This window comes from Mesorhizobium sp. P2_D5, assembly GCF_056404355.1.
The window spans coordinates 190,870-216,655 of the sequence record NZ_JBFUEE010000005.1; the positions used below are offsets into that span (position 1 = coordinate 190,870).

26 protein-coding genes are annotated in these 25,786 nt (G+C 64.1%); 19 read left to right on the top strand and 7 right to left on the bottom strand.

The features are described from left to right. Positions 1-134 precede the first annotated feature (134 nt). Positions 135-722, top strand: coding sequence for a nicotinate-nucleotide adenylyltransferase (locus tag AC1DYW_RS22245; protein WP_477227833.1), 588 nt, complete (start codon positions 135-137; stop codon positions 720-722). Positions 723-790: 68 nt separating this feature from the next. After that, complete coding sequence (locus AC1DYW_RS22250; RefSeq protein WP_477227649.1) at positions 791-2,083, top strand: MFS transporter; 1,293 nt, start codon at positions 791-793, stop codon at positions 2,081-2,083. 50 nt (positions 2,084-2,133) lie between these two features. Here the strand turns inward: AC1DYW_RS22250 and AC1DYW_RS22255 are convergent, their stop codons facing one another. Continuing rightward, a complete protein-coding gene (locus tag AC1DYW_RS22255; RefSeq protein WP_477227650.1) occupies positions 2,134-2,985 on the bottom strand; it encodes a mechanosensitive ion channel family protein in 852 nt (283 codons plus the stop codon). A 242-nt stretch (positions 2,986-3,227) separates the two neighbouring features. Between AC1DYW_RS22255 and rsfS the strand changes: the two genes are divergently transcribed. From rsfS to AC1DYW_RS22305, 10 genes are all read left to right on the top strand, one after another. Next, positions 3,228-3,605, top strand: coding sequence for a ribosome silencing factor (rsfS, locus tag AC1DYW_RS22260; protein ID WP_457151020.1), 378 nt, complete (start codon positions 3,228-3,230; stop codon positions 3,603-3,605). A 56-nt stretch (positions 3,606-3,661) separates the two neighbouring features. Then, on the top strand, positions 3,662-4,144 hold the full coding sequence (gene rlmH, locus AC1DYW_RS22265; protein ID WP_457151021.1) for a 23S rRNA (pseudouridine(1915)-N(3))-methyltransferase RlmH: 483 nt from the start codon (positions 3,662-3,664) through the stop codon (positions 4,142-4,144). Positions 4,145-4,287: 143 nt separating this feature from the next. Then, positions 4,288-5,634, top strand: a complete 1,347-nt coding sequence (locus AC1DYW_RS22270; RefSeq protein ID WP_477227651.1) for a murein hydrolase activator EnvC family protein — start codon at positions 4,288-4,290, stop codon at positions 5,632-5,634. 1 nt (position 5,635) lies between these two features. Then, a complete protein-coding gene (locus AC1DYW_RS22275) occupies positions 5,636-6,967 on the top strand; it encodes a S41 family peptidase (protein ID WP_167365099.1) in 1,332 nt (443 codons plus the stop codon). Positions 6,968-7,248: 281 nt separating this feature from the next. Then, positions 7,249-8,430, top strand: coding sequence for a divergent polysaccharide deacetylase family protein (locus AC1DYW_RS22280; RefSeq protein ID WP_477227652.1), 1,182 nt, complete (start codon positions 7,249-7,251; stop codon positions 8,428-8,430). Between the two features lie 49 nt (positions 8,431-8,479). Next, positions 8,480-8,998, top strand: coding sequence for an RNA pyrophosphohydrolase (locus AC1DYW_RS22285; RefSeq protein ID WP_477227653.1), 519 nt, complete (start codon positions 8,480-8,482; stop codon positions 8,996-8,998). 180 nt (positions 8,999-9,178) lie between these two features. Beyond that, the gene (gene alr, locus AC1DYW_RS22290; protein ID WP_477227654.1) at positions 9,179-10,318 is read left to right on the top strand and encodes an alanine racemase; all 1,140 of its coding nucleotides are present in this window, start codon (positions 9,179-9,181) and stop codon (positions 10,316-10,318) included. Positions 10,319-10,592: 274 nt separating this feature from the next. Further along, positions 10,593-11,015, top strand: coding sequence for a nucleoside diphosphate kinase regulator (rnk, locus tag AC1DYW_RS22295; RefSeq protein ID WP_477227655.1), 423 nt, complete (start codon positions 10,593-10,595; stop codon positions 11,013-11,015). An 8-nt stretch (positions 11,016-11,023) separates the two neighbouring features. Then, entirely contained in the window at positions 11,024-11,572 is a 549-nt protein-coding gene (locus tag AC1DYW_RS22300; protein ID WP_477227834.1) for a GreA/GreB family elongation factor, read from the top strand. 121 nt (positions 11,573-11,693) lie between these two features. Further along, on the top strand, positions 11,694-12,950 hold the full coding sequence (locus AC1DYW_RS22305) for a D-amino acid dehydrogenase (RefSeq protein ID WP_477227656.1): 1,257 nt from the start codon (positions 11,694-11,696) through the stop codon (positions 12,948-12,950). Positions 12,951-12,975: 25 nt separating this feature from the next. Here the strand turns inward: AC1DYW_RS22305 and AC1DYW_RS22310 are convergent, their stop codons facing one another. The 3 genes from AC1DYW_RS22310 to AC1DYW_RS22320 all read right to left on the bottom strand — a co-directional run bounded on the left by AC1DYW_RS22310 (position 12,976) and on the right by AC1DYW_RS22320 (position 16,576). Next, positions 12,976-15,141 carry a phospholipase D-like domain-containing protein gene (locus tag AC1DYW_RS22310; RefSeq protein WP_477227657.1) on the bottom strand — a complete coding sequence of 722 codons (2,166 nt, stop codon included), beginning with the start codon at positions 15,139-15,141 and terminating at the stop codon, positions 12,976-12,978. Further along, complete coding sequence (locus AC1DYW_RS22315) at positions 15,138-15,581, bottom strand: hypothetical protein (RefSeq protein WP_477227658.1); 444 nt, start codon at positions 15,579-15,581, stop codon at positions 15,138-15,140. Before AC1DYW_RS22315 ends, AC1DYW_RS22310 begins: the two co-directional genes overlap by 4 nt. Positions 15,582-15,694: 113 nt before the next feature. Next, positions 15,695-16,576, bottom strand: coding sequence for a LysR family transcriptional regulator (locus tag AC1DYW_RS22320; protein ID WP_457151031.1), 882 nt, complete (start codon positions 16,574-16,576; stop codon positions 15,695-15,697). 371 nt (positions 16,577-16,947) lie between these two features. Here AC1DYW_RS22320 and AC1DYW_RS22325 point away from each other — a divergent pair, with 371 nt between their 5' ends. Next, positions 16,948-18,444 carry a CoA-acylating methylmalonate-semialdehyde dehydrogenase gene (locus tag AC1DYW_RS22325; protein ID WP_457153499.1) on the top strand — a complete coding sequence of 499 codons (1,497 nt, stop codon included), beginning with the start codon at positions 16,948-16,950 and terminating at the stop codon, positions 18,442-18,444. Between the two features lie 158 nt (positions 18,445-18,602). Here the strand turns inward: AC1DYW_RS22325 and AC1DYW_RS22330 are convergent, their stop codons facing one another. After that, positions 18,603-18,932 (bottom strand): nuclear transport factor 2 family protein, encoded by a 330-nt coding sequence (locus AC1DYW_RS22330; protein ID WP_457153498.1) that lies wholly within the window; start codon positions 18,930-18,932, stop codon positions 18,603-18,605. Between the two features lie 132 nt (positions 18,933-19,064). On the opposite strand from AC1DYW_RS22330, the gene AC1DYW_RS22335 reads away from it, so the two are divergent. Beyond that, positions 19,065-19,430 (top strand): winged helix-turn-helix transcriptional regulator, encoded by a 366-nt coding sequence (locus tag AC1DYW_RS22335; protein WP_477227659.1) that lies wholly within the window; start codon positions 19,065-19,067, stop codon positions 19,428-19,430. 230 nt (positions 19,431-19,660) lie between these two features. Beyond that, positions 19,661-19,978, top strand: a complete 318-nt coding sequence (locus tag AC1DYW_RS22340) for a hypothetical protein (protein ID WP_457153497.1) — start codon at positions 19,661-19,663, stop codon at positions 19,976-19,978. 9 nt (positions 19,979-19,987) lie between these two features. Here AC1DYW_RS22340 and AC1DYW_RS22345 read toward each other — a convergent pair whose 3' ends face one another. Then, complete coding sequence (locus tag AC1DYW_RS22345; RefSeq protein WP_477227835.1) at positions 19,988-20,641, bottom strand: GntR family transcriptional regulator; 654 nt, start codon at positions 20,639-20,641, stop codon at positions 19,988-19,990. Between the two features lie 111 nt (positions 20,642-20,752). Between AC1DYW_RS22345 and AC1DYW_RS22350 the strand changes: the two genes are divergently transcribed. From AC1DYW_RS22350 to AC1DYW_RS22360, 3 genes are all read left to right on the top strand, one after another. Continuing rightward, on the top strand, positions 20,753-21,646 hold the full coding sequence (locus AC1DYW_RS22350) for a dihydrodipicolinate synthase family protein (RefSeq protein WP_477227660.1): 894 nt from the start codon (positions 20,753-20,755) through the stop codon (positions 21,644-21,646). Positions 21,647-21,707: 61 nt separating this feature from the next. Further along, a complete protein-coding gene (locus AC1DYW_RS22355; protein WP_477227661.1) occupies positions 21,708-23,024 on the top strand; it encodes an NAD(P)/FAD-dependent oxidoreductase in 1,317 nt (438 codons plus the stop codon). Between the two features lie 32 nt (positions 23,025-23,056). Further along, positions 23,057-24,058 (top strand): 4-hydroxyproline epimerase, encoded by a 1,002-nt coding sequence (locus AC1DYW_RS22360; protein ID WP_477227662.1) that lies wholly within the window; start codon positions 23,057-23,059, stop codon positions 24,056-24,058. 63 nt (positions 24,059-24,121) lie between these two features. Here the strand turns inward: AC1DYW_RS22360 and AC1DYW_RS22365 are convergent, their stop codons facing one another. Beyond that, entirely contained in the window at positions 24,122-25,015 is an 894-nt protein-coding gene (locus AC1DYW_RS22365; protein WP_477227663.1) for a LysR family transcriptional regulator, read from the bottom strand. A gap of 143 nt (positions 25,016-25,158) precedes the next feature. On the opposite strand from AC1DYW_RS22365, the gene AC1DYW_RS22370 reads away from it, so the two are divergent. Continuing rightward, positions 25,159-25,545 (top strand): ectoine synthase, encoded by a 387-nt coding sequence (locus AC1DYW_RS22370; protein ID WP_095084210.1) that lies wholly within the window; start codon positions 25,159-25,161, stop codon positions 25,543-25,545. The last annotated feature ends 241 nt before the right edge of the window (positions 25,546-25,786 follow it).

Below are 25,786 nucleotides of genomic sequence, written 5' to 3' on the forward strand. Positions count from 1 at the left end.
GTGCTGGTAGGTGGGCGCCTCCGCTAGAACTGCTAATCTCCCCCCTTGCGGGGGAGATGCCTGGCAGGGCAGAGGGGGGTGCCTGACACATGCCTTCGCAGTCCGAACACCTCGTCCGCCCCCGCTACCTCAAGATGCCGCATGCCGAAAAGGGGCTCGCTGTCGGCCTGTTCGGCGGCTCGTTCAATCCTCCTCACGCCGGCCATGCCCTTGTCGCCGAAATCGCGCTCAGACGCCTGGCGCTCGACCAGTTGTGGTGGATGGTGACGCCTGGCAATCCGCTGAAGAGCACGCGTGAACTGGCGCCGCTCGGCGAGCGGCTGCAGCTCTCGGAGCAGATCGCCAAGAACCCGAAGATCAAGGTCACCGCGTTCGAGGCGGCGCATCACGTTCGCTTCACCGCCGACGCGCTGGCGCTGGTCAAGGCGCGCAATCCCGGCGTCGACTTCGTCTGGATCATGGGCGCCGATAGCTTGCGCGATTTCCATCGCTGGCAGCGCTGGCGCGAGATCGTCATGACCTTCCCGATCGCCGTCATCGACCGTCCGGGCGCGACGCTGTCGTTCCTGTCGTCGGTCGTCGCCAAGACCTTCGACTATGCCCGCGTCGACGAAGGGGATGCGCCAAGGCTCGCCCGCATGAAGGCGCCGGCCTGGACCTTCATCCACGGCCCGCGCTCGTCGCTGTCGTCGAGCGCGATCCGCAAGCTGGCCAGGGGTTGAGCCCGCTCACCCGGCGATGTCGCTTTTATCGCTTCCTTTGCCCGTTTCATGGGCAATCCTGAGCAGGCATGTCGATCCCCAGGAAACACCGCATCGAAGCCGGGCAAGGCGATGAGCCCACGCCGCTGATCGCGATTGCCAGCGTCATCGCATCGATGGCGCTGATCGCCGTCGGCAACGGACTGATGTTTGCCTATATCCCGGTCCGGCTTGGCGCCGAGGGCTTCGATCCGACCTGGGCCGGCCTGATCATCACCGGACTTTCGGCCGGCGGCCTCGCCGGCTGTATCCTGACCGGACCGCTGGTGCGAAGGGTCGGCCATGCCCGCGCCTTCATGGTGCTGTCGGCGCTGATCGCACTGGCCAATGCCGCGGTCGGCGCCGGCCCGCATCCGTTGCTCTGGATCGCTGCCCGCGCGCTCTACGGCTTTGCCATATGCGGCCTGTTCATCGTCGCGCAGAGCTGGCTGAACGATGCCGTTGCCAATGCCATCCGTGGCCGGGTGATGGCGTTCTTCTACGTTGCCTATGTCGTCGGGCTCGGCGTCGGCTATGCGACGCTGGCCTTTGTCGACATCAGAACCGCGGACGCGCCGCTGATCGGCATCGTCTTCACGGCACTGTCGATCCTGCCCGTGGGGTTGACCAGGCTTGCTCAGCCGCCGCCACCGCAAGCGGCCTCGGTGGCGCTCGGCCGGGCCTGGCGGATTTCGCCCGTCGGCGTCGCCGGCATGCTTGCCGTCGGCGGCCTGTCGATGTCGATCGCCGGCTTCGCGCCGATCCATGCCACCGCCAAGGGCTACAGCCAGGCCGACGTCGCCCTGCTGCTTTCGGCAATGCCGGTCGGCACCCTGATCCTGCAGATCCCGCTCGGCTGGATTTCCGACCGAACCGACCGCCGCTATGTGCTGATCGCCGCGGCCGCGCTCGCCATGGTCGCCGGCCTGCTCGCGCTCGGGTTCGATGGCGGCGCGCTGGCGGCTCTGGTGGTGATCTACATCGTCTGGGATGGCGCCTCGGAATCGATCTATTCGCTGGCCAGTGCGCATGCCGCCGACCGCGCCGGCAAGGATGACCTGGTGGCGCTGTCAAGCTCGCTGTTGTTTGCCTGGTCGCTTTCGGGCTTCATCGTGCCCGGCATCGTGACCGCGCTGTCGGCCGTCTTCGGGACGCAGGCCTTCATCTATGTGGCGATCGTCATCGCCTGTGCCTTCTGCCTGTTCGTGCTTTTGCGCGTGGTGACGACGCGGGCCGTTCCCTCCGCCGAAACCGGCAGTTTCGCGCCGATGACAGCGCAGGCGCCCTTGCCGGTCGAACTCGCCTTCGGACCGGACGAGCAGCCCCGGAACCGGGGCAACTGACTAGAGCGTGATATTTTCCGAAAACCGAAAGCCGCCGTCGGGATCATGCTTTATTGCCGGCGGGCTTCCGGCGCCGGCGCTTCGGGTGGCGGGAGCGGGATCGATATGCCTTCCGCGTCGAATTCCTGCTTGGCGCGCTTGGTGAGATCGGCCTGGGTGGCAAAGAAATCCGCGGCCGATGTCCAGTAGCGCAAGGCGATGGAGACCGTGCTTTCACCCAATGTCGCGACGAAAGCGATCGGCGCCGGCTCGCGCTTGACCCGGCGATCGGTGGTGGCGATGGCAAGCAGCGTCTTCTGGGCGCGGTCGATGTCGTTCCAGGAGCCGATCGAGAGCGTGATGTCGCCGCGGCGGACGCCGTTGCGCGTGTAGTTGCGCACCGGCTGGTTCCATAGCGTCGAATTGGGCGCCAGGATGTAGACGCCGTCGGCGGTCCTGAGCCTCGTCGCGAACAGGCCGATCTCCTCGATCGAGCCGGCAATCGAACCGACCTCGACGGATTCGCCGATACGGAACGGCCGCAGCGCCAGGAGCATGATGCCGGCCGCGATATTCTGCAGCGTGCCTTGCAGCGCCAGGCCGATGGCAAGACCGATGGCGCCAATGGCGGCAATGATCGACGCTGTCTGCACGCCGAACTGGCCGAGCACCATGATGGTGACGAGGATCAGGATTGCATAGCGGACGATCTTGGAGAAGAAATGCCGCAACGTCGCGTCGAAGCCATGGATGTGGCCGAGGCCAGCGGAGATGGAACGCTCGGCAAGGCCGGCAACGATATAGCCGACAACCAGGAGGATGACGGCACCGATGGCCGAGAAGGCGTAGGAAACGATCAGAGTGCTGAGTTGCGCAAGGGCGGCCTGGACGGTGAGAAGGGTGTTCTGCGGGTCGATAGGCATGGGGAAAATCCGGTTGGTGGGCGACCCGATAACCCACGCAGGCGCCATGGGTTCCGATCTTTTTCGGCATGCGGTGGAACCGCGGGACCGACAATACGTTCGTGCGCGACAGGGCGCCGTCTTGAAACTGCAACGGAACTCTGCCTATTTAAGCGGTGTCACCTGCTTTTGGGGGTGATTTGGTTGTTCTTGCTGCGAAAGGAAATACACTGAGAACAGCACTGCGGAAGAAGGCCGATATCATGCCTTCGCCGGCCGGGATCAGCGTAAACGACGCCGTGTCCCGCGCCATCAAGACAGTCCTTGCCAGTCTGGAAGACTCCAAGGCCGAAAATATCGTCTCAATCGACATTCAGGGGAAATCGAGCCTCGGCGACTACATGGTCGTCGCGTCGGGCCGATCGCACCGTCATGTCTCGGCTGTCGCCGATCACCTGCTCAAGGCGCTCAAGGATGCCGGTCTCGGCACGGCGCGCGTCGAGGGGCTGGCAGGCGCCGACTGGGTCCTGATCGATTCAGGCGACATCATCGTCCATGTCTTCCGTCCCGAAGTCCGCGAATTCTACAATCTCGAAAAGATGTGGCAGGCGCCGGACCTCGAGGAAGAGACCATCCACTAAGCCGCCTTTGTTTTGATGCATGTCATGGCATGCATTGGCGGCTTATAGGGGCGAGGATGAAGGTATCAGTTCATGCCGTGGGCCGGATGAAAGCCGGCCCCGAGAAGCAGCTCGCCGACCGCTATTTCGAGCGCTTTGCCAAAAGCGGCCCGGCGGTGGGGCTAGAGTTTGCCGGCGTGGCCGAAATTGCCGAGGGGCGCGCGCAGACCGCCAACGAGCGCCGGCGCGACGAAGGCCAGAAGCTGCAGGGGCAGTTGCAGCCCGGCACCGCACTGATCTTGCTCGACGAACGCGGCAAGAATTTTTCCTCCGAAGACTTTGCAGGGCGCATCGGCCAGCTGCGTGATGGCGGCCGTAAGGCGCTGGTCATCGCCATCGGCGGCGCCGACGGGCACGATCAGCCGCTGCGCGATCAGGCAGAATTGGTGATGTCGTTCGGATTGCTGACCTGGCCGCACCAACTGGTCCGCGTGATGCTGGGGGAGCAGCTGTACCGGGCCGCAACCATCCTTTCCGGCCATCCCTATCATCGTTCGTAACCGGTGGTTTGGCGCGGCCATACGGATTTCCGCCCCAATGCGCCACCAGACTGCGCCAATTGGGGCTCTCGCACATGGTTTAGGGGGGCTTTCGAACATGGTTGATTGTTCGTTAACGAAGCCACGCATAGAGTCGGGCTTCAATGTCTGAAGACGGGAAATCATCAGGGACGGCCTCATGGCGCGCGCGCTGCGGCATCGCGGCGGCGGTGCTCGTGCTGTCGTTGCATACGGTGCGGGCTGAGAACACGCTCGACCTTGCCCCCGATCCGGACCAGAGCCGCGCCGAATACGAACAGGTCTCGAAGGAGATCACGCTGTCGTCCGAGCGCCTGGCCAAGCTCGCCGCCGACATCGCGACGATCAAGAAGGACCATGCCTCGATCACCGCCGCCTTGATCCAGTCGGCCATGACCGAACAGAAACTCGGCCAGGACATCGAGGATATCGGCGCCAAGCTGGAAGGGCTGAAGGGCCAGGAACAGAAGATACGCACCTCGCTTGCGGCACGGCGCGACGTGCTGGCCGAAGTGCTGGGAGCACTGCAGCGCATGGGGCTCAACCCGCCGCCGGCGATCCTGGTCAAGCCCGAGGACGCGCTGTCGTCGGTGCGTAGCGCCATTCTGCTCGGCGCTGTGGTCCCGGAACTGCGCCAGCAGACCGATAGCCTGCTGGCCGATCTCAAGGAGCAGTCGCGCGTGACGGCTTCGATCGAGGCCGAGCGGGCGCGGTTGACGGCGGCGGTTGGCGACCAGACAGCGGAAAAGAAGCGGCTCGGCATGCTGCTGGAGGCCAAGCAGAAGCTCGAAGCCGACACGCAAACGCAAATGGCCGCTGAAAAGCAGCGGTCGGAAGCGCTGGCGGCCAAGGCCGGCAGCCTGAAGGACTTGATCGCCTCGCTCGAAGCCGACAAGAGCCGCAAGGCGGCCGATGCGGCCAAGGCCGCCGAGCAGAAGACAGCGGACGGCGACAAGACGTCAGCGCCGGCGGAGACCCCAGCGGAATTGGCGTCCCTGCCTGTACCGGAAGGCAATCGACTTGCCGCAGCGGCACCCTTTTCGGCACTGCAGGGGCAGATCGCATTGCCGGTGACCGGCCGCATCAAACGGCGATTCGGCGCCGAGGACGGTAACGGGGCGGTGATGCTTGGCGACATGGTTGCGACACAATCGGGAGCCATCGTCACCGCGCCGGCGGATGGGAATGTGCTTTATGCGGGGCCGTTTCGCTCGTATGGTCAACTCTTGATCCTGAACGCAGGCGACGGTTATCATGTCGTTTTGGCGGGGATGAGCAGAATCAGCGTCGCGACTGGCCAATCAGTGCTCGCAGGAGAGCCGGTCGGCGCGATGGGAGAGGCCCGGGTGGCGAGCACCTCGGTTTCGAAGAATGTAAATGCCACACCGGAACTCTATGTCGAGTTCCGCAAGGATGGAAAACCCGTCGATCCGGCCCCATGGTGGGCGGACCGTTTTTCTGGAAGGACGTGAAATGATGCGGAAACTGTCGCTTCTGTTTGCCGGTGCGCTGATGGGCGCGTCCGCCATGAGCCTTGTTTATGGCACACCCGGCTCGGCGGCGAACGCTGCAGGGTCGGAGACCTACAAGCAACTGGCCATCTTCGGCGATATCTTCGAGCGGGTGCGGGCGCAATATGTGACGCCGCCCGACGACAAGTCGCTGGTCGAGAACGCCATCAACGGCATGCTTGCCTCGCTTGACCCGCACTCCTCCTACATGAACGCCGAGCAGGCGCAGGACATGCGCGTGCAGACCAAGGGTGAGTTCGGCGGCCTCGGCATCGAGGTCACCATGGAAAACGACCTGGTCAAGGTGATCACGCCGATCGACGACACGCCGGCCGCCAAGGCAGGCGTGCTGGCCGGCGACTATATCGCCAAGATCGACGGCGAGGAGGTTCGCGGCCTCACCCTCAACGACGCGGTCGAGAAGATGCGCGGCTTGGTCAACACGCCGATCAAGCTCACCATCCTGCGCCAGGGCGCCGACAAGCCGATCGAACTGACGGTCGTGCGCGATATCATCAAGGTCAAGGCGGTCAAGTTCCGGGTCGAAAACGACATCGGCTACATGAAGATCACCTCCTTCACCGAAAAGACCTATGACGACCTCGAGAATGCCATCGACACCATCAAGAAGCAGGTGCCGAACGACAAGCTCAAGGGCTATGTGCTCGATCTGCGCCTCAATCCGGGCGGCCTGCTCGACCAGGCGGTGAGCGTCTCCGATGCCTTCCTCAACCGCGGCGAGATCGTCTCGACGCGCGGTCGCGATCCGAAGGACGTCACCCGTTTCGACGCCAAGCCCAAGCAGGTCGACGACATCAACGGCAAGCCGATGATCGTGCTGGTCAATGGTGGCTCGGCCAGTGCGTCGGAAATCGTCGCCGGCGCGTTGCAGGATCTGCGCCGCGTCACGGTGGTCGGCACGCAGTCCTTCGGCAAGGGCTCGGTGCAGACCATCATTCCGCTCGGCGAAAACGGTGCGCTGCGGCTGACGACGGCGCTCTATTACACGCCGTCCGGCAAGTCGATCCAGGGCAAGGGCATCACGCCCGACATCAAGGTCGACCAGCCGCTGCCGCCGGAACTTCAGGGCAGGGACCTGACGCGCGGCGAATCCGACCTCAAGGGCCATATCAAGGGCGCCGACGAGAGTTCGACCGGTTCAGGCTCGGCAGCCTATGTGCCGCCGGATCCGAAGGACGATCTGCAGCTCATCTATGCCGAGCAGCTGCTGCGCGGCCAGAAGACCGATCCGGCTTTCCCGCCCAATCCGGAAAAGGCCGTTCTCAACCAGTAAAGCTCTGGAGCGGCGCAAGCGCCGCTCCAGTTTTTTGTTTTGGCATCGGATTTTCCCAAAACCGGATTCCACTTTTGGGTCCGATGCCAGGGGCCGACAACAGGTCTGGCCGCCTGATGGAAGCAATGCGATGCTGCCGGAACCGAAAGGTTCCGGCAGTTTGATTCGGGGCAAGGCGAGGCCCTGGGGTGCGGGCGCCAGGGGTGCGCCAGGATTGATGAATTCGCGCATGTCATTTCGAAGGGGTTTCGTCTTCGGAGCATGCGCCCCGGGGATGCAGCTTGGCTGACATAGGCAAGGACATCGAACGCCCGCTTGGACAGACCGTCCGATCGCCGCGCGCGGCCGGCAAGGTCAGCGCCGGCGCGATCGCGGCAACCGTGGTCGTTCTGGCGGTGGTAGGCGTCTCCGGTGCGATCGCGCTTAGGGAAAAGCCGTTCCGCAAGCCGCAAGAGGTCGCCGTTTCGACGCCGAAAGTGACGGCGGCGGCCGAGCCTGCTGCCGCGCCGGCCGCATTGGCCCCGGTGGCCGCAGCCAAGCCGGCAGCGCCCGCCAAAACCGACGGGCCGCAGATCATCCATGTGCAGACGGAGGAGGGCGACGGTCCGCCCAAGGCGGGGATCGTCATTCGCGACCCGTCAACCATGGGCCAGAACCTGAAGATCGCCCATATTCCCGACAAGGCGCTGATCGAAGCCAGCGAGACCGGGCCATTGCCTGCCCGGGCAGCCGATGGCCGGCGCCCGTTCGACGTCTATGCGCGGCCGTGGTCGGGCGCGCGTGGTGCACGGGTGGCGATCGTCATCGGCGGGCTTGCGGTTTCGCAGACAGGCACCCAGGCGGCCATCGCCAAGCTGCCGGCGGAGGTGACGCTGGCCTTCGCGCCGCAAGGCAACAGCATCGGCCGCTGGATGCAGGCGGCGCGGCAGGGCGGCCACGAGATCGTCATGCAGGTGCCGCTCGAACCGTTCGACTATCCGAACATCAACCCCGGCCGCAACACGCTGACGGTGGCGGCGAGCGCGGATGAGAATTTGAAGAACCTGCACTGGGCGCTGTCGCGGACGACAAACTACACCGGTGTCATGAACTACATGGGCGCGCGTTTTTCCGCCGATGCTACGGCGATGGAGCCGTTCATGGCCGAACTCGGCAAGCGGGGCCTGGCCTATATCGACGATGGCTCGTCGGCACGTAGCCTGGCGCCGGACCTGGCGTTGAAGGACGGCGTGCCCTTCGTCTCCGGCGACACGGCGATCGATGCCGTGCAGGATCGCGGCGCCATCCTGAAGAAACTCGACGGGCTGGAAGCCACCGCGCGCGCCAAAGGCTTTGCCGTCGGCATAGGCTCGGCCTTCGACCTGACGGTCGACACGGTGTCGACCTGGGTCACCGAGGCCAAGAAGCGCGGCATCGAGATCGTGCCGATTTCGGCGGTGGCCATCGATCCGCAAAAAGGCTAGCGATCCTCCCAAGTATCGAATTTCCAGCAACGGCCGGCACGAGGGCAAGATGGCTAAGAAGACAGTTGATCGCGAAACGCTGCCTTATCGTCCCTGTGTCGGGCTGATGATCCTCAACGCCGACGGCCTGGTCTGGGTCGGGCATCGCATTGCCGAACCGGACAGCGAATTCGCCGGCACGACACAGCTCTGGCAGATGCCACAGGGCGGCATCGACAAGGGCGAGGAGCCGTTGCAGGCGGCCGAGCGCGAGCTCTACGAAGAGACCGGCATGCGTGGCGTCTCGCTGCTCGCCGAGGCGCCGGACTGGATCAATTACGATTTGCCGGACCACCTCGTCGGCATCGCCTTCAAGGGCAGGTATCGCGGCCAGACGCAGAAATGGTTCGCCTTCCGCTTTCACGGCGATGTCGGCGAGATCCAGATCAATCCGCCGCCGGGCGGCCACACCGCCGAATTCGACAAATGGGCATGGCGACCGATGCAGGACCTGCCCGACCTGATCGTGCCGTTCAAGCGCCATGTCTACGAGGAAGTAGTGGCGGCGTTCCGGCATCTGACGCAATAGCCTCGACACGAAACGACGACAGTTGCCGCGCCGGCCTGGCGGTCCTATTGATGTCTAAAGCGCGTCGCGTTTGAACGGATTCAAGCGATACGCTTCAGGCCGTTGTTTTATGCATGTCGTTCTCCCGAAACCGGGACCACTTTTGGGCGACATGCACTATCCGCCACGAGAAGGGTCGCCATGAACGACGCCCCCAAGAGGTCGCTGCCTGAGGACATCGCTGCCACAGGCGAAGCGGTGGCGGGCGCCATCCTGACCATCGACCTTGGCGCGATCCGTGAAAACTACCGGCGGTTGAAAGCGCACCTGGGCAGCGTGCGCTGCGCCGGCGTGGTCAAGGCCGACGGCTACGGCCTCGGCGCGAGCCGGGTGGCGGCGGCACTCGCCGGCGAAGGTTGCGATATCTTCTTCGTCGCGCTTCTGGGCGAAGGCATCGCCTTGCGCCGCTCGCTCGGGCCGGGTTCCGACATCTTCGTGCTGAACGGCATTCCGCCCGGTGCCGAGCCGGACGCCGTGGCGGCAAACCTTTCCGCCGTCGTCAACAGCCCCGGACAACTGGCGGCCTGGCGTGCGGCGGCTGGCCGCGCCGGCCGAAGGCTGCCGGCGGCGATCCAGGTCGATAGCGGCATGTCGCGGCTCGGCATGGCGCCCCGGGATGTCGAGCGCGTTGCCGCCGATCCCGGTGCCTTCGATGGGATCGACGTCCGTTTTGTGATGAGCCATCTGGCCTGCGCCGACGAGCCGGAGCATCCGGCCAACGAGCGGCAGCGACTGGCGTTCGAGCGGCTGCGCGCACTGTTGCCCGAGGCGCCGGCCTCGTTCACCAATTCATCCGGCATCTTTCTTGGGCAGCGCTTTCACTATGATCTCGCCCGGCCGGGTGCCGCGCTCTACGGCATCAATCCGACACCGGCCCGATCAAACCCGATGCTGCCAGTGGTGCGGCTGCAGGCCAAAGTGGTGCAGACACGCATGCTGGAGGCCGGCGTTGGGGTCGGCTATGGCCACACCTTCCGCACCACGGCTCCGCTCACGGCCGCGACGATTTCGCTTGGCTATGCCGATGGCTGGCATCGCCGCGCGGCGTCCGCGGCCTGGTTCGAGGGCGTGCGGCTGCCCTTCCTTGGGCGGGTGTCGATGGATTCGATCATTCTCGACATTTCCGCTTTGCCACCCGGCAGGCTGGGCGAGGGCGATCTCGTCGAACTGCTCGGCTCCTCGCAAAGCGTCGACGGCGCGGCCGGCCATGCCGGCACCATCGGCTACGAAATCCTGACCAGCCTCGGCCACCGCTTTCATCGGCGTTACGTCGACGGTTGAGCGGTTTGGCCACGCTTGACAAGCATGCGCCTGTCGGCAAGGGTCGGTGCATGAGCAACCTCGCCCATATCAGAACCTTGTTCAGGGTCTGCCCGATCGCGGGATCGTAGCCCCGGCGCGGCCGCCTTCTTGGCGTCCGTCCGAACCGGGGCATCCATACATCCAACACCGCCATCAAGCCTGACAGCCCTCGCGGCTGCCGGCTTTCATCAAGCTGCCGTCAGTACGGCGGCAAGCGCGCATCTATTCGATGCGCCAATCCAAGAGGTTTGCCATGCAACATGCAACAGGACTGCACCCACAGAACCAGCTCACGGTCAGCGATGCCGACCATGACAGGCTGACAGGCCTGGCGAGAGCGTCGCTCGACCGCACGCCTGAGACTGCCGAAGAGCTGCTTTCGGAAATGGACCGGGCCGTCGTCACGGAAGCGGCGGCGATGCCTGCCGGCGTGGTGCAAATGGGCTCGACAGTGACAATCCGTGGCGAAAACGGGGACACCCAGCGCATCACGCTGGTCTACCCCGGCGATGCCGATATCACTGAAAACAGGATTTCGGTGCTGACGCCGATGGGGACGGCGCTCATCGGCGCAACCGTCGGGCAGGCGGTGTGCTGGAGCAGCCGTGGCGGCCGGGAACTGTCGGTGACCGTCGAAGCCGTCGACACGCCCGCCTCCGGCCCGCAGCGGCCCTGATCGTGGAGATGATGATGACAGGCACGAACTGTTGCTTGACGACCAAGGACTTTGCCGTCCTCGAAGTCATGCTGGAGCGTCGACGGGCATTCGCGGACCCGATGGTGGATATGCTTGAACACAAGCTTGCAAACGCCGATCTCGTCTCGATCGATGTGGTCGAACCCGATATCGTGACGCTGAACAGCAGAGTGGTGTTTAGCATCGATGCCGGCGCTGCCGAGACGCGGACCCTGGTGCAAAACGAAGTGCGCGGACCGGTCGGCTCCAGTCTGTCGATCGCCACGAGGCGCGGGCTTTGCATGCTTGGCATGGCCCAAGGCCAGACGGCCATGATCGAACAGCCCGACGGCAGGAACGAGTCGATCCTGATCAAGGCGGTGCTCTACCAGCCCGAGGCTGCGCGGCGCGCAGTCAAGGAAAAATCCCCAACCGAGGTGAGGCGACCATATGGGCTCACCCTGGTCTACAGCGCCGCGGCCGACAGGCGGCCTCTTGGCGAGACGGCTGGAATGCGGCAGACAGAGGACGACGACCCCGGTCCCTCGGCGGCGTGAACGGGCAACAGTGCATGGTCTCGAAAATCGGAATCGATTTTCGGAAAGGATCATGCGCAAATCGAAAATGCGGCCGCGTCTATGGGCGTCCGGAAGGACGCGGCACGGCAAGGAGTGAACGATGAAAATCATGGTGCTGGGCGGTGGCGTCATCGGGGTGACCACGGCGTACTATCTCGCCGAGGCCGGCCACGAGGTGACGGTGGTCGATCGCCAGAAAGGCCCGGCGCTGGAAACCAGCTTCGCCAATGCCGGCGAGATTTCGCCCGGCTATGCCTCGCCCTGGGCCGGGCCCGGCATTCCGTTGAAGGCGATCAAGTGGCTGCTGATGAAGCATGGCCCGCTGGTCGTGCGGCCGGCCTTCGATCCGCATATGTGGACATGGCTGGTCAAGATGCTGCGCAATTGCACGGCCGAGCGCTATGCGATCAACAAGGCGCGCATGGTGCCGCTGGCCGAATACAGCCGCGACACGCTGAAGGCGCTGCGCGAGGCGACCGGCATCGCTTATGACGAGCGTGCCCAGGGCACGCTGCAGCTATTTCGCACGCAGAAGCAGCTCGACGGCACCGGTGGCGATGTCGAGGTGCTGAAGAAATATGGCGTGCCCTATGAGATCCTCGACCAGGACGGCTGCATCGCGGCGGAGCCAGGCCTGGCCGGAGTGCGCGAAAAGTTCGTCGGCGGCCTCAGGCTGCCGCGCGACGAGACCGGCGACTGCAAGATGTTCACCGACCGCCTGGCCGAGCTGTGCGTGGCTCGCGGGGTCAAATTCGAATATGGTCTGACGGTTTGGCGCGTTATCCGCAGCCGCAACCGTATCGCCAATCTCAGCACCAGCAAGGGCTGGCTGACCGCCGACGCTTATGTCATGGCTATGGGCAGCTATTCGGCGGATTTCATGCGTCGGGTGAAGCGGCCAATCCCGGTCTATCCGGTCAAGGGCTATTCGATCACCGTGCCGATCCAGGATGCCGCCGTGGCGCCGGTGTCGACGGTGATGGACGAGACCTACAAGGTGGCGATCACCCGGCTGGGGAACCGCATCCGGGTCGGCGGCACGGCCGAGATTTCCGGCTTCGACCTCAGGCTGCACGAATCACGACGGCGCACGCTGGAACACTCGGTCGGCGATCTCTTTCCGGGCGCCGGCGCGATGCGGGACGCGACGTTCTGGTGTGGGCTGCGGCCGATGACGCCGGATGGTCCGCCGCTGATCGGCCGCACCGAGCTTTCCAATCTCTATCTCAACACCGGCCACGGCACGCTCGGCTGGACCATGGCCTGCGGCTCGGCCAAGGTGCTGTCCGATATCATCTCCAGCCGGGTGCCGGACATCGATGTCCGAGATCTCGCGCAGGAACGCTATCTGCGATAGGGCGCCGCGACGTCGCCCAAATTCGTCAAAACGCCTGCCTGACCCAGTCTTCGTCGAACAGCAGCCGATAGGCCCACGGGATCGTTACGTTGGTGGGAACCGGGTTGGAGTGGGCGAAATAGTCGTCATAGATCGCCTTCATCCTGGTGTAGAAGGCCGGGTCCAGCACCATCATGCCATTCTCCGAGTCGTGGAAGAAGCTGCGGTTGTTGAGATTGACCGAGGAGATGGCGACCAACCTCTCATCGATCATCATGATCTTGGAATGCAGCACGACATCGGGCGCCTTGAACTCGCGAATGTCGATGCGGTCGCCATACTTCTCGACGAACAGCTTGTTGAGCGCGGTGAGGAACCTGCCGCCAATGTCGCCTTTGAGATCGATACGGCCGACAATGTCGATCTTGACGCCGCGGGCGAGCGCCCGGTCGAACGCGTGGTTAAGTTTCGGCGTCAGGTTGAGATAGGGATTGACGATCTGGATATGGTGCTGGGCGGCGTCGACCAGCTCGACGAAATAATCCTCCAGCGCATGGCCATCCGCGTAGGGCACGGAGATGAAGTGCCGCGCGGTGCCTGACGGGCGGTGGCCGTCGGACCGAACCGGAATGGAGAAAGGCCGCGCGATGTTGGTGTCGGCGTCGCGAAGCCACACTGTCGAGAGATGCGCGGCGAGCGCCTCGACCGTGGTCCGGTCGGTGAACTCGATGTCGAAGTCGCTCCAGTTCGAATAGTAGTTCAACGAAAAGCCGTCGGTCCTGCCATATTGCTCCAGATCCGGATAGCGCGACAGATCGATCGGCTGGTGGAACAGGAAGCCGTCATGGATGTTGCGGCCGCCGATGATGACGCGCGAGCGCCCGGGGTCCTCAGCCAGCGTCGCCAGCATCTTGATGTGGTGGGTCTTGTGAAATTGTGAGATCTGCTCGTCGATCGGTGCGCCCCGATCGGCCCGCCAGCGGTACTCCTGCAACTCGACATTGGGGAACTCGGCCGCCAGCCGGTGCAGCAGCGCGTCGTCCTTGTCGCGCTCCAGCACGTCTGTGACCATGATGCGCACCTTGGTGCCGAGCGCGGCATGGTGGCGGATCAGCCGTTCGATGATGCGGCCGGAAAAATCCGCCTTGAATTCGAGCGAGGACAGATAGATCAGCTTCAGCCTTGGCGCCTTCGAGAAGTCGAGCGGCAGCTCCGGGTCGCCCCTGTCGATGGCGCTGTCGGGCAGCGGCGTTCCCATCAGCGCCTCGACCTTGGCGTTGAAGCCGTCGCGCGACTTGCGCAGCAGGCGCGGCTCTCCGATCGGCAAGGCGCAGGTCTGCGACAGCCAGCGGCTGGCGTAGAAGGCGCGGCTGAGCGGGTCGAGGCCCGTGGGGTCAGGCGTCGGGCAACGCTCGTAGCGGCTGTCGAAAGCGGCGAGCGCCGGGTCGGCGGTCTCTTCGCGCCGGATGGTGAGGGGCGCGCCGGCCGGGACAAGGCTGGAGCGGATTCTTGCGGTGCAGCGGTTCAGGCTGTCACTTGGGAACAGGCTGACCGTGTCGTCCTCGCCAGACAGGCGAAAGCGGAATGCCATGCCCGCGGCAATGGTTCGCGAACCGGCACCGTCGCGCAGCGCCAACGCGCCATCGCATGAGCCGTCGATCTCGGCCGGTTGCTTGCCCGCCTGGCGCAGCACGATCTCGACGCTGCGCGCCTGCAGGCCGGAAAAATCGAATGTCTTGGGCGCCGAAGGCCGTGCCGCGGCGTCGATGTAGAGCGTCTGCCGCGACACCCGCCAGCGCCCGTCGAAATGGCCATCGCCGCTGCCACCACCGGCCGGCGGCAGATGCGTTTCGGCAACCGGACCGGCCAGGTGCTGCAGCGTCCGGTAGGTCGCCTGGAAATCGCTGGTGCGGATGTCATGGCGGTCATGGCCGAAAGGGCCGGTGCCGTTGGCCCGGTCCATGGCGCCGAGCTGGTGGTCGGCGAGCAGCGCCAGGAATCGCTTTTCATAGTCGCTTGTGCCGGCGTCGCCAAAAAACTGAGCGGCGGCAACCTGGGGCCCCGGAGTCCTGGCCGACAGCGAGGGGCGAGCGCAGGCCTCTTGGCCCTGCAGCAGGTCACAGGCATTGCGGCCGGGCGAGCCGGCACAGCCGGCAAGGACAACGAACGTCAGCCCGGACAGGGCCACGATAATGGCTGCGCGGCGATTCACCCGGTCGCCCCGGCCTTCAGGACGCTCAGTTGTGCCGGGTCGCGCGGCGGCATGAAGCCCTGCGGGAACACCTTGCAGACGGGGATGGCGAAAGTGGCGATCAGCAGCTCCGCCTCGCCGCGCATCTTGCGGGGTGCTGTCTTGTCGTCGCGTATCGTTTTCGCCGAGGCGACGAGGGCACCATCGCAATCGCAATGATTGTGGCGAGCGATGTAGCAGGCATCATGGATCCGGCAGGCTGCGTCGAGGCGATCGACCGGCCGCGCCGACAGATCGCCGGTGCGGGTGCCGGGGCCGCAATAATTGCCGAAGACGAAAGGCGAAGGGCGGGCCATGGCGTAGCGGATCGGCTTGGGCAGGTCGGCCTCCGGCACTTTGGTCCATGGATTGGCGCATGCGGAAAGGAAGACCAGCGGCAGGATGGCAAGAACGGCTCGCATGTCTATCCGCGCCAGCTTTCTGAAAGATTTCCCACCTGGCGGTCTGCCCGTGGCGGCGCCTGCGCGCCTGATGCCACACTGGCCGGTTTTGTGGCAAGGAAAAGGCGGCGTGTCTAGACGAACAGGCTTCTCTCCTGCTCCACCGCCTTGGTGATGAAGCTGGCGACGATCTGGACGCGGCGCAGCGGCCGGACCGATTCGTGATAGACCAGCCAATAGGCCCGGCGGATGGGTGCGACCACGTCGACGGACACCAGTTCCGGCATCGAGCGGGCGACGAAGGTGTGCAGGATGCCGATGCCGGCGCCCGAGCGCACCGCTTCGGCCTGGCCGAGCGCCGAGGAGATGGCGAAGCTGGTGCGCCAGTCCGGGCTGAACTCGGCCGCATAGTCGAGCGACGGGCTGACGATCAGGTCCGGCACGTAGCCTATGAGCGTGTGCTGATCAAGCTCGGCGGCTGTCTTGGGCAAGCCATGCGCCTCGGCATAGGCGCGCGAGGCAAACAGGCCGAGCGAATAGTCGACTAGCTTTCCCGCCACCAGCCGCCCCTCCGTCGGCCGCTCGACGGTGATGGCGATGTCCGCCTCGCGTCGCGACAGGGAGAAGGAGCGCGGCACCGGCACAAGCTGGATCGTCAGTTCGCGGTGCAGGCCCGTCAGTGCGCCAAGACGCTTGGCCAGGAAAGCGACGCCAAACCCGTCCGGCGCGCCGATGCGGACCGTGCCGGAGACGTCGTCGCCCTCGCCGGCGACGGTCGAACGCGCGGCGATCATGTCGCCTTCCATGCGCTCGGCAATGTCGAGAAAGCGCTCGCCGGCCGGCGTCAGTTCGCTGCCGGTGGTCAGCCGGCGAAACAGCTTCGTCCGCAGCGCATCCTCGAGTGCGGCGATGCGGCGCGAGACGGTGGCATGGTTGAGTTCCAGCCGCCTGGCTGCGCCAAGGATCTGGCCGGCCCGCGCCACGGCCAGGAAGATGCGGACGTCATCCCAGTTCATGGGGATGGTCCGATCTAATCGTGAACGCCGCGTTCCCGCCCACCCCCCTCTGTCCTGCCGGACATCTCCCCCGCAAGGGGGGAGAGTGGCAGCTCCGCCGGCGGCATCTTTGCGGCGTCGAAGGTTTCCGAAGACGAAAGCAACATCCGATCTCCCCCCTTGCGGGGGAGATGTCCGGTAGGACAGAGGGGGGTGGGAAGAAATGCAATCTTTCAATCCTTGGAACGATCGAAGTGCCGGATATTTGCGGCAATTAATGCACAGTCGGCCTCCGTTGTCTATTTCATGCACAACGGTTGCGTTCTGGCTCGCGTTGCCATCCGCCGGGCAAAGGCGGACAATGCGCCATCACAAACCCAGGGAGAGAAATCATGATCGACTACGGTCATTTCATCGGCGGCAAGCATGTCGCCGGGACCAGCGGCCGCAAGCAAGATGTCATGCAGCCGATGGACGGTTCCGTGCGTGGCACGGTGGCGCTGGCTTCGCAGGCTGAACTGCGCGCGGCGGTCGAGAATGCCAAGGCGGCACAGCCAAAATGGGCGGCAACCAACCCGCAGCGCCGCGTGCGCGTGCTGATGAAGTTCCTCGAACTCGTCGCCCGCGACTATGACGAACTGGCCGATATCCTGGCGCGCGAGCATGGCAAGACGATCGCCGACGCCAAGGGCGACATCCAGCGCGGCCTCGAAGTGGTCGAGGTCTGCATCGGCGCACCGCATATGATGAAGGGCGAATTCACTGACGGCGCCGGCCCCGGCATCGACGTCTATTCGATGCGCCAGCCGCTCGGCGTCGTCGCCGGCATCACGCCGTTCAACTTCCCGGCGATGATCCCGCTGTGGAAGATCGCGCCGGCCATCGCCTGCGGCAATGCCTTCATCCTGAAGCCGTCGGAGCGCGACCCGGGCGTGCCGATGCGCATCGCCGAACTGTTCATCGAAGCCGGCCTGCCGGCGGGCATCCTCAACGTCGTCAATGGCGACAAGGATGTGGTCGATGCCATCCTCGACGATCCCGACATCAAGGCCATCGGCTTTGTCGGCTCGACGCCGATCGCCCACTACATCTATTCGCGCGGCACCGCCGCGGGCAAGCGCGTGCAGTGCTTCGGTGGCGCCAAGAACCACATGATCATCATGCCCGATGCCGACATGGACCAGACCGTCGACGCGCTGATCGGCGCCGGCTACGGCTCGGCCGGCGAGCGCTGCATGGCGATCTCGGTGGCTGTCCCGGTCGGCAACGACACCGCCAACCGGCTGATGGAAAAGCTCGTTCCGCGTGTCGAAAGCCTGAAGGTCGGACCTTCGACCGACTCTTCGGCCGATTTCGGCCCGCTGGTGACAGCGCAGGCGCTGGAGCGCGTCAAGGGCTACGTCGATACCGGCGTCAAGGAAGGCGCCAAGCTGGTCGTCGACGGCCGCGGCTTCTCGATGCAGGGCTACGAGGATGGCTACTACATGGGCGGCTGCCTGTTCGACAACGTCACCGCGGACATGCGCATCTACAAGGAAGAGATCTTTGGACCGGTGCTCTCGGTGGTGCGGGCGCCGACCTATGAGAGCGCGATCAAGCTCGCCAACGACCACGAGATGGGCAATGGCGTCGCCATCTTCACCCGTGACGGTGATGCGGCGCGCGACTTCGCCTCGCGGGTCCAGGTCGGCATGGTCGGCGTCAACGTGCCGATCCCGGTGCCGATCGCCTACTACACCTTCGGCGGCTGGAAGGCGTCCTCCTTCGGCGACCTCAACCAGCATGGCCCGGACGCGTTCCGCTTCTACACCAAGACCAAGACGGTCACCTCGCGCTGGCCGTCCGGCATCAAGGACGGGGCCGAGTTCGTCATCCCGACGATGAACTGAAATCCGACAGCTATTTCACAGGAAAGGGCGCGGCTTGGTCGCGCCCTTTTTTGCGTTGGATCATACGGTCAGAATGGCACTGGTCCGGAACAAGGAATCTCACCAGCTCCGCAACTTGGCAAATTCCTGATCGTTGAACCGGGAATTTCCCAGGATGGTCATGCACCGATCTCCAGCCGCGTTATCCGGCCGTCGGCCAGTGTGAAGTTGTAGTGCAGCGTCGCCGGGCTTCCGGGGAAATTGCCTGACACGATGCCGGCGATCCGCCATGCATCGCCATTGACCGTCGCGTCGACGACCTCAACGGTCACCCGGTATTTTCTCGTCGTTGCTTCCATCCAGTCGCGGATGGCGGCCGAACCCCGATGGGTTTCACCTTCGTCCTTGACCGTGGCGTCCGACGAGAAGGGCACGAGCATCGCGTCGATGTCGTGCCTGTTCTTAGCGGCAAAATAGTCTGTCAGCGGCTGCGGAAGTTTCGCGATCATGGTTTCATCTCCGGTTCCAGGTCCTGCCGTAGACGCGAAGGTCCGCGGCCTTGTCCGGCTCCTAAAATGAGATATGCTGAAAAAATGGCAAGAACCGACGAAAAAGTAAGGTACTTACCCGAAAGTAAGGTCATGTCAGAAAGGAAGTCTGGACCCGAAAGCAAGGTTGAGGCGCTGACGCCGGTGTCGGCGGCGAGCGGCGTGGAAAATGTGCTGCGCATCCTTGAAGGCCGCTGGAAGCTGGTGATCCTGTTTCACCTGTTCGGCGGCAAGGTGCTGCGCTTTTCCGATCTCGAACGGGCGATCCCGGCGATCTCGCAGAAGATGCTGATTCAACAACTGAGGCAGATGGAAGCCGACGGGATCGTGCGCCGCATCGTGCATCATCAGGTGCCGCCGAAAGTCGAGTACCGCCTGACCGACTGGGGGCAGGCGCTATGTCCGGCTCTCGACGCCCTGCTGAAATGGGCGGCGCTTCGCGACCCCGCGGAAACCTGACGCGGATCGAAGCCGTACGGCTCGCCGCCAGGGTTGAGATGCTGCTTGTTTTCGGATCGGGACCTCACCATATCGAATCCAGGGAATGCGATAAGAATTCCCTGACGACAGACCGGAAACCAGAAGGAGTGACGTGATGAAGACGTCGGACCCGGCCTGGAACGCTCCGGCATATTGAGGCTGCCCATGTGCCTCCCTTTGCCGGAACGTGAAGGCGAAGGAGGTGCCAGATGGCACACAAATTTTCATTTCTATGGATCAGGATGGCCGTGATCGGCGCCGCGCTGGCGTTGTCGACGCTGTCGGCACAAGCGCAATTCATCTGCGGCGGCCACAGGGACCTTGTCGCGGGATTGGCGCAGGCCTTCCAGCAGAAGCAGATCGGCTACGGTGTGGTCGGGCAAGCTGCCATTGTCGAGATCTATGTCTCGGCAAGTGGGACATGGACCATGCTGGTGACCGACGTGCAGGGCCGAAGCTGCATCTTCGCGACCGGTGACGGATGGGAGAATACCGTCTCCATCACCGCAACGGCGCAAGGGATCTGAACCGCCCGATCAGCGGCGGGTAGCGGCCACCTCGGCGTGGCCGCGCAGCAGGGTTATCAGCCGCTTGGCATCCTTGGCCGCGGCTTCCTCGTCGCCGTCGAGGATCGAGCGGATCAGCGCGACATGATGCTCAGCCGATTCAGCAAGCCCGGTGTCGGCCTTGTAGCGGAACCAGAAACGGCGGCTGTGGGTTTGCAAGGGAGCCGCCAGGCGGGCGGCGAAAGGATTGTCGGCGGCCAGCGCCAGCGCTTCGTCAAGCGCCTTGTCGGCCTGGATGAAGGTAAGCACGTTGCCCGAGATCACCGCCTTCTGCATGGCCAGGGCTGCTTCGTGAAACATGTCGGCGGCTTCGCGGGTGACGAAGCGGGCGGCCGACCGGGCCAGCACCACCTCGACCCCGCGGCGTGCATCGAGCACGCGCAGCCAGTCGCCGGGATGCAGCGGAGCGATTGCGATGCCGGCGCGCGGCCGCACGTCGAGCAGCCCTTCCCAGGCCAGCCGCTGGATTGCCTCGCGCACCGGTGTGCGGCCAAGCGCCAGCCTTTCGATCAAGGCGCCCTCGGTGACGAAGCTCGCCGGCGCCAGTTCGAGCGTGACGATCATGTGCTCGAGCACACGGTAGGCCTTGGCCGCCGCCGGCTCGAATGCAGTGCTTGAGTCCATGGATATCAAAGGCGATCTCCTGATATATCCAGGATATATCATAAGAGATTCCGCATTGACAAATGATTTTCTAGCAGATATACGGCTGATATATCAGATGGAGACATGACCATGTGGACCGGAGTTTTCCCCGCCGTCACGACCAAATTCACTGCCGACGATCGTCTCGACCATGCCGAGATGGAGCGCTGCTTTGGCCTGCAGATGGAGGCCGGCTGCGACGGCATCATCGTCTGCGGATCGCTCGGCGAAGGCCCGATGCTGTCGCCTGACGAGAAGATCGAGGTGCTGAAGACCGCGCAGAAGGTCGCCGGCAAGAAGCCGGTGCTGCTGACAGTCAATGAGGCCGGCACCCGCGAGGCGGCCAGCATTGCGCGCCGCGCCGCCAAGGAAGGCGCCAACGGCCTGATGGTGGTGCCGAGCCCGATCTATCACACCAATGCGGAGGAGACGGTCGCGGCGCTGCGCGCCGTCGCGGAGGCTGGCGACCTGCCGGTCATGATCTACTCCAACCGGCTCGCCTACCGCGTCGACGTCACTGTCGACCAGATGGAGGAGATGGCATCGGACAAGCGCTTCGTCGCCATCAAGGAATCCTCCGACGACATCCGCCGCTCGACCGAGATCATCAATCGCTTGGGCACTCGTTACGACCTGTTCACCGGCGTCGACAATCTCGCTTTCGAGGCGCTGTCGGTCGGCGCCATCGGCTGGGTCGCCGGACTGGTCACCGCGTTTCCGCGCGAGACTGTCGCCATCTACCAGCTGATGAAGCAGGGCCGCCGCGAAGAGGCGCTCGCCATCTATCGTTGGTTCCGGCCGTTGCTCGATCTCGACGTCTCGACCTATCTGGTGCAGAACATCAAGCTTGCCGAAGTGTTCGCCATCCAAACCAATGACCGCGTGCGCATGCCGCGCCAGCCGCTGTCGGGCGAACGCCGCAAGGCAGTCGAAAAGATCGTCAAGGACGCGCTGGCGGTTCGGCCGACACTGCCGCAGTTCTAAAGCTTTCTTCTCCCCTTCATGAGGAGAAGATGGCGGCAGCCAGAAGAGAGGCAGCGCCTACGTGCACGGAAGTTCGAAGTCGACAGAAGAGGGGCGCCGCCCCTCCGCCCTTCGGGCATCTTCTCCCCGTGAACGGGGCAAAGGGGAAGACATAGCCATCATCGGTGGCGGCATCATCGGCATCTGCGCCGCCGCCTGTCTTGCCGAGGCGGGACGAAAGGTCACGATCTTCGATCGCACCGGCATTTGCGAGGAAACGAGTTCCGGCAACGCCGCCGCCTTCGCCTTCTCCGACGTGCTGCCGATGGCGCACAAGGGCATGATCCGGCAGTTGCCGAAATGGCTGGCCGACCCGCTCGGCCCGCTCAGCATTCCACCCGCCTATCTGCCGAAGCTTCTGCCCTGGCTGTTCCGCTTCTGGCGTGCCGGCGCGCCGGCAAAATATGAAGCGAGCCTCGCCGCCCAGGCGGGCATGATGAAGCTTGCCGAAGCCGAATGGATGGGCTTGCTCGATCGCTCCGGCACGCGCGGCATGCTGCGCGAGGACGGCTCGCTCGAACTCTACGAGAGCGAGGCCGAGTTCCGCGCCTCGCTGCCCGGCTGGACCGCGCGGGAGCGCTTCGACATCGGCTTTCGCCATGTCGAGGGCGATGAACTTGCAGCCCTGCAGCCTGGGCTCTCGCCGCGCTTCGTCAAGGGCACGTTCGTGCCGGGATGGAAGACGGTCGCCGATCCAAAACTGCTCGGCAAGGCGGTATGGGCCTACGCGCAGTCCAGGGGCGCGCGCTTTGAAATGGCCCGGATCGAGCGCGTCGGGGCGGATCAGGATGGCGCGACATTGACGCTGGCCGACGGCAGCACCAAGCGAGCCCGACACCTTGTCGTCGCCGCCGGCGCCTGGTCGCATCTGCTGGCGAGGCAATTCGGCGATCGCATTCCGCTGGAGACCGAGCGCGGTTACAACACGACGCTGCCGAAGGCTGCCTTCGACGTGAAGCGGCAGCTGATCTTCTCCGGCCACGGCTTCGTCATCACGCCGCTCGAAACCGGCTTGCGCGTCGGCGGCGCGGTCGAACTCGGCGGCATCGAGAGGCCGCCCAACTATGCTCGATCGAAGGCGCTGCTGCAGAAGGCGCAAAGCTTCCTGCCGGGGCTCGATCCGGCCGGCGGGCGCGAATGGATGGGGTTCCGTCCCTCGCTGCCGGATTCGGTGCCCGTCATAGGTCGCGCGTCGGGAAGCCGGCCGGTGGTCTATGCCTTCGGCCATGGCCATCTCGGCCTGACCCAGGCGGCAGCCACCGGACGGTTGATCCGCGATCTCGTCCTGGGGCAGACTCCGCCGATCGATCTGGGGCCCTTCAGTCCACAACGATTCTGATTTTTTCGGGTTTTGATTTTTCGAGGAGCGTCATGGCCAAGAAATCCTTCTTCTGCATAGACGGCCACACCTGCGGCAATCCGGTGCGGCTGGTCGCCGGCGGCGGCCCGCTGCTGCAGGGGTCAACGATGATGGAGCGGCGCGCGCACTTCCTCGCCGAGTATGACTGGATCCGCACCGGGCTGATGTTCGAACCGCGCGGTCATGACGTGATGTCCGGCTCGATCCTCTATCCGCCGACGCGCCAGGATTGCGACATCGCCATCCTGTTCATCGAAACCTCGGGCTGCCTGCCGATGTGCGGCCATGGCACCATCGGCACGGTGACGATGGCGATCGAGCACGGGCTGATCAAGCCGAAGACGCCAGGCGTGCTCAGGCTCGACACGCCGGCCGGCCTGGTCATCGCCGAGTACAAACAGGTCGGCGACTATGTCGAGGAGGTGCGCATCACCAACGTGCCGTCCTTCCTCCATGCCGAAGGCCTGACGGTCGAGTGTCCGCAGCTCGGCGAAATCACCGTCGATGTCGCCTATGGCGGCAATTTCTACGCCATCGTCGAGCCACAGAAGAACTATCGCGACATGGCAGACTATTCGGCGGGCGACTTTATCGCCTGGAGCCCCGTGGTGCGGCAGCGGCTCAACGAAAAATATTCCTTCGTGCATCCCGAGAACCCGGGCATCAACCGGCTGTCGCACATGCTGTGGACTGGCAAGCCGACGGTGGAGGGCGCGGACGCCCGCAATGCCGTCTTCTATGGCGACAAGGCGATCGATCGCTCACCGTGCGGCACCGGCACCTCGGCGCGCATGGCGCAGCTTCATGCCAAGGGCAAGCTCAAGGCCGGCGACAGCTTCGTCCATGAATCGATCATCGGCTCGCTGTTTAAGGGCAAGGTCGAAAAGGACGTCACCGTTGCCGGCAAACCGGCCATCATTCCCTCGATCGGCGGCTGGGCGCGGATGACCGGCTTGAACACCATCTTCATCGACGACCGCGATCCGTTCGCGCATGGCTTCGTCGTCAAGTGATATCGACAGGCTTTGCATGTCGCCCAAAGGGGGCGCCGGTTTAGGCGAACGACATGCAAGGAGCTAAGGCCGATCCGCTTCGGCATCGACCGAAACCTCCCGGCGAAACCAATCGGCGAAGGTAAACGCGGCAGGCGAGGCATCCACCGACATCGTCAGGAAGTAGCCCTTGTCGCGGTTGGTTGCGAGCTGTGACAGAACAATCAGATCGCCCCGCTTCAGTTCGTCCCGAAAAACGTCCACGGGACAAAGCGCCACGCCGTGGCCGGCGATGACCGCCGTTGCCAGAATGTTGAAGTCGGCGAAGACGGGTCCGTTGCCAATGTCGACATTGGGCAGCCCGGCCTCGGAGAACCACTCGCGCCAGCCGTGACGGGTCTCGTCATGCAGCAGGTCCGCGCCCGCTATTCCCGCGGCCGTTCGCAGATGGTCCCTGCCGGCGAAATAGTAGGGGCTGCACACCGGTCGGTTCAGGCGTGAAAACAGCTTGAGGCTGGTGACGCCAGGAGTGGAATCAGCCCCAAGCGTGATCAGCACGTCGTTCTCACCATCGCCGAGCCTTTCCTCTGCCCGGGCATAAGCCACCCGCATGCCGATATCGGGATGGCTGGCGGTGAAGTCAGGCAGGCGGGGCACGAGCCAACGGCTGGCAATGGAAGGTATGCAGCCTACCGATACGGTCGCCACGGCCGCATTGCGCCTGATACGCCGGCATGTGGCGCCGAGTTCGGCAAGTGCCCCGCTCGCCGAGGCCTGCAGGATAACCCCGGCATCCGTCAGCCGTACCTTGCGCGCATCGCGATGGAAGAGCGGCACGCCCAACCACTCCTCCAGTCGCCTTATCTGGTGACTGATGGCCGGGTGAGTGACGTGCAGCTCCTCTGCGGCAGCGGAGAAACTGAGATGACGCGCGGCGGCCTCGAAAGCACGGACGGCGTTCAGCGGGATGTAGTCCATATGTAAAATTTACTAACATATCGGGTGAGAAGCAATCATTTGAAGGCGCGCATGTCTTGCGGCATTTCTGCAATCGGACTTCGGAGCAAGCTTAGATGCAACCGAAGATTCCGCGCTTTTGACGATATGCAGGGAAAACGATCATGTTCACCAGACAATTGGCTGATGTAGAAAAATCTGACTTCTTCGTGGATTGGGGCAATGGCACCAGCCACCGCCTGCTGACACAAAAGGACGGCATGGGGTTCACCGTCTGCCATACCGTTGTGCGTGCAGGCAGCGAATCGCGCCTCCACTATCGACGGCATTTCGAGGCCTGCTACTGCATCGCCGGCGCCGGCGAGGTCGAAGACATGTCCGGTGGAGTGCATCGTATCGAGCCAGGCACGATCTATGTGCTCGATGAACATGACGATCATTATCTGCGTGCCGATGCCGCCGGCGACATGATCCTGGTCAGCGTCTTCAATCCTCCGCTTGATGGCACCGAGCGGCATGTCCTGAGCGAGAATGGCGGATCCGCCTACTGAGTCCCGAGGCGCCCATCGTTGCCTCGATCGGCAGCCGGTCGCCGATGACCGGATGAACACCAGCTTCATCGACGACCACGATCCGGTTCGCGCATAGTTTTGTGGTCAGCTAAGGGGAATCCTGACCCAGGGGAAAGCAACGGAACGAAAAACGGATCGTGTCAGGAACGCAACGATTCCTCTCATCACCTAGTTTTGACGGTGATTTCTTCGAAATGGGGCGCATGATGTGGTCGAATCG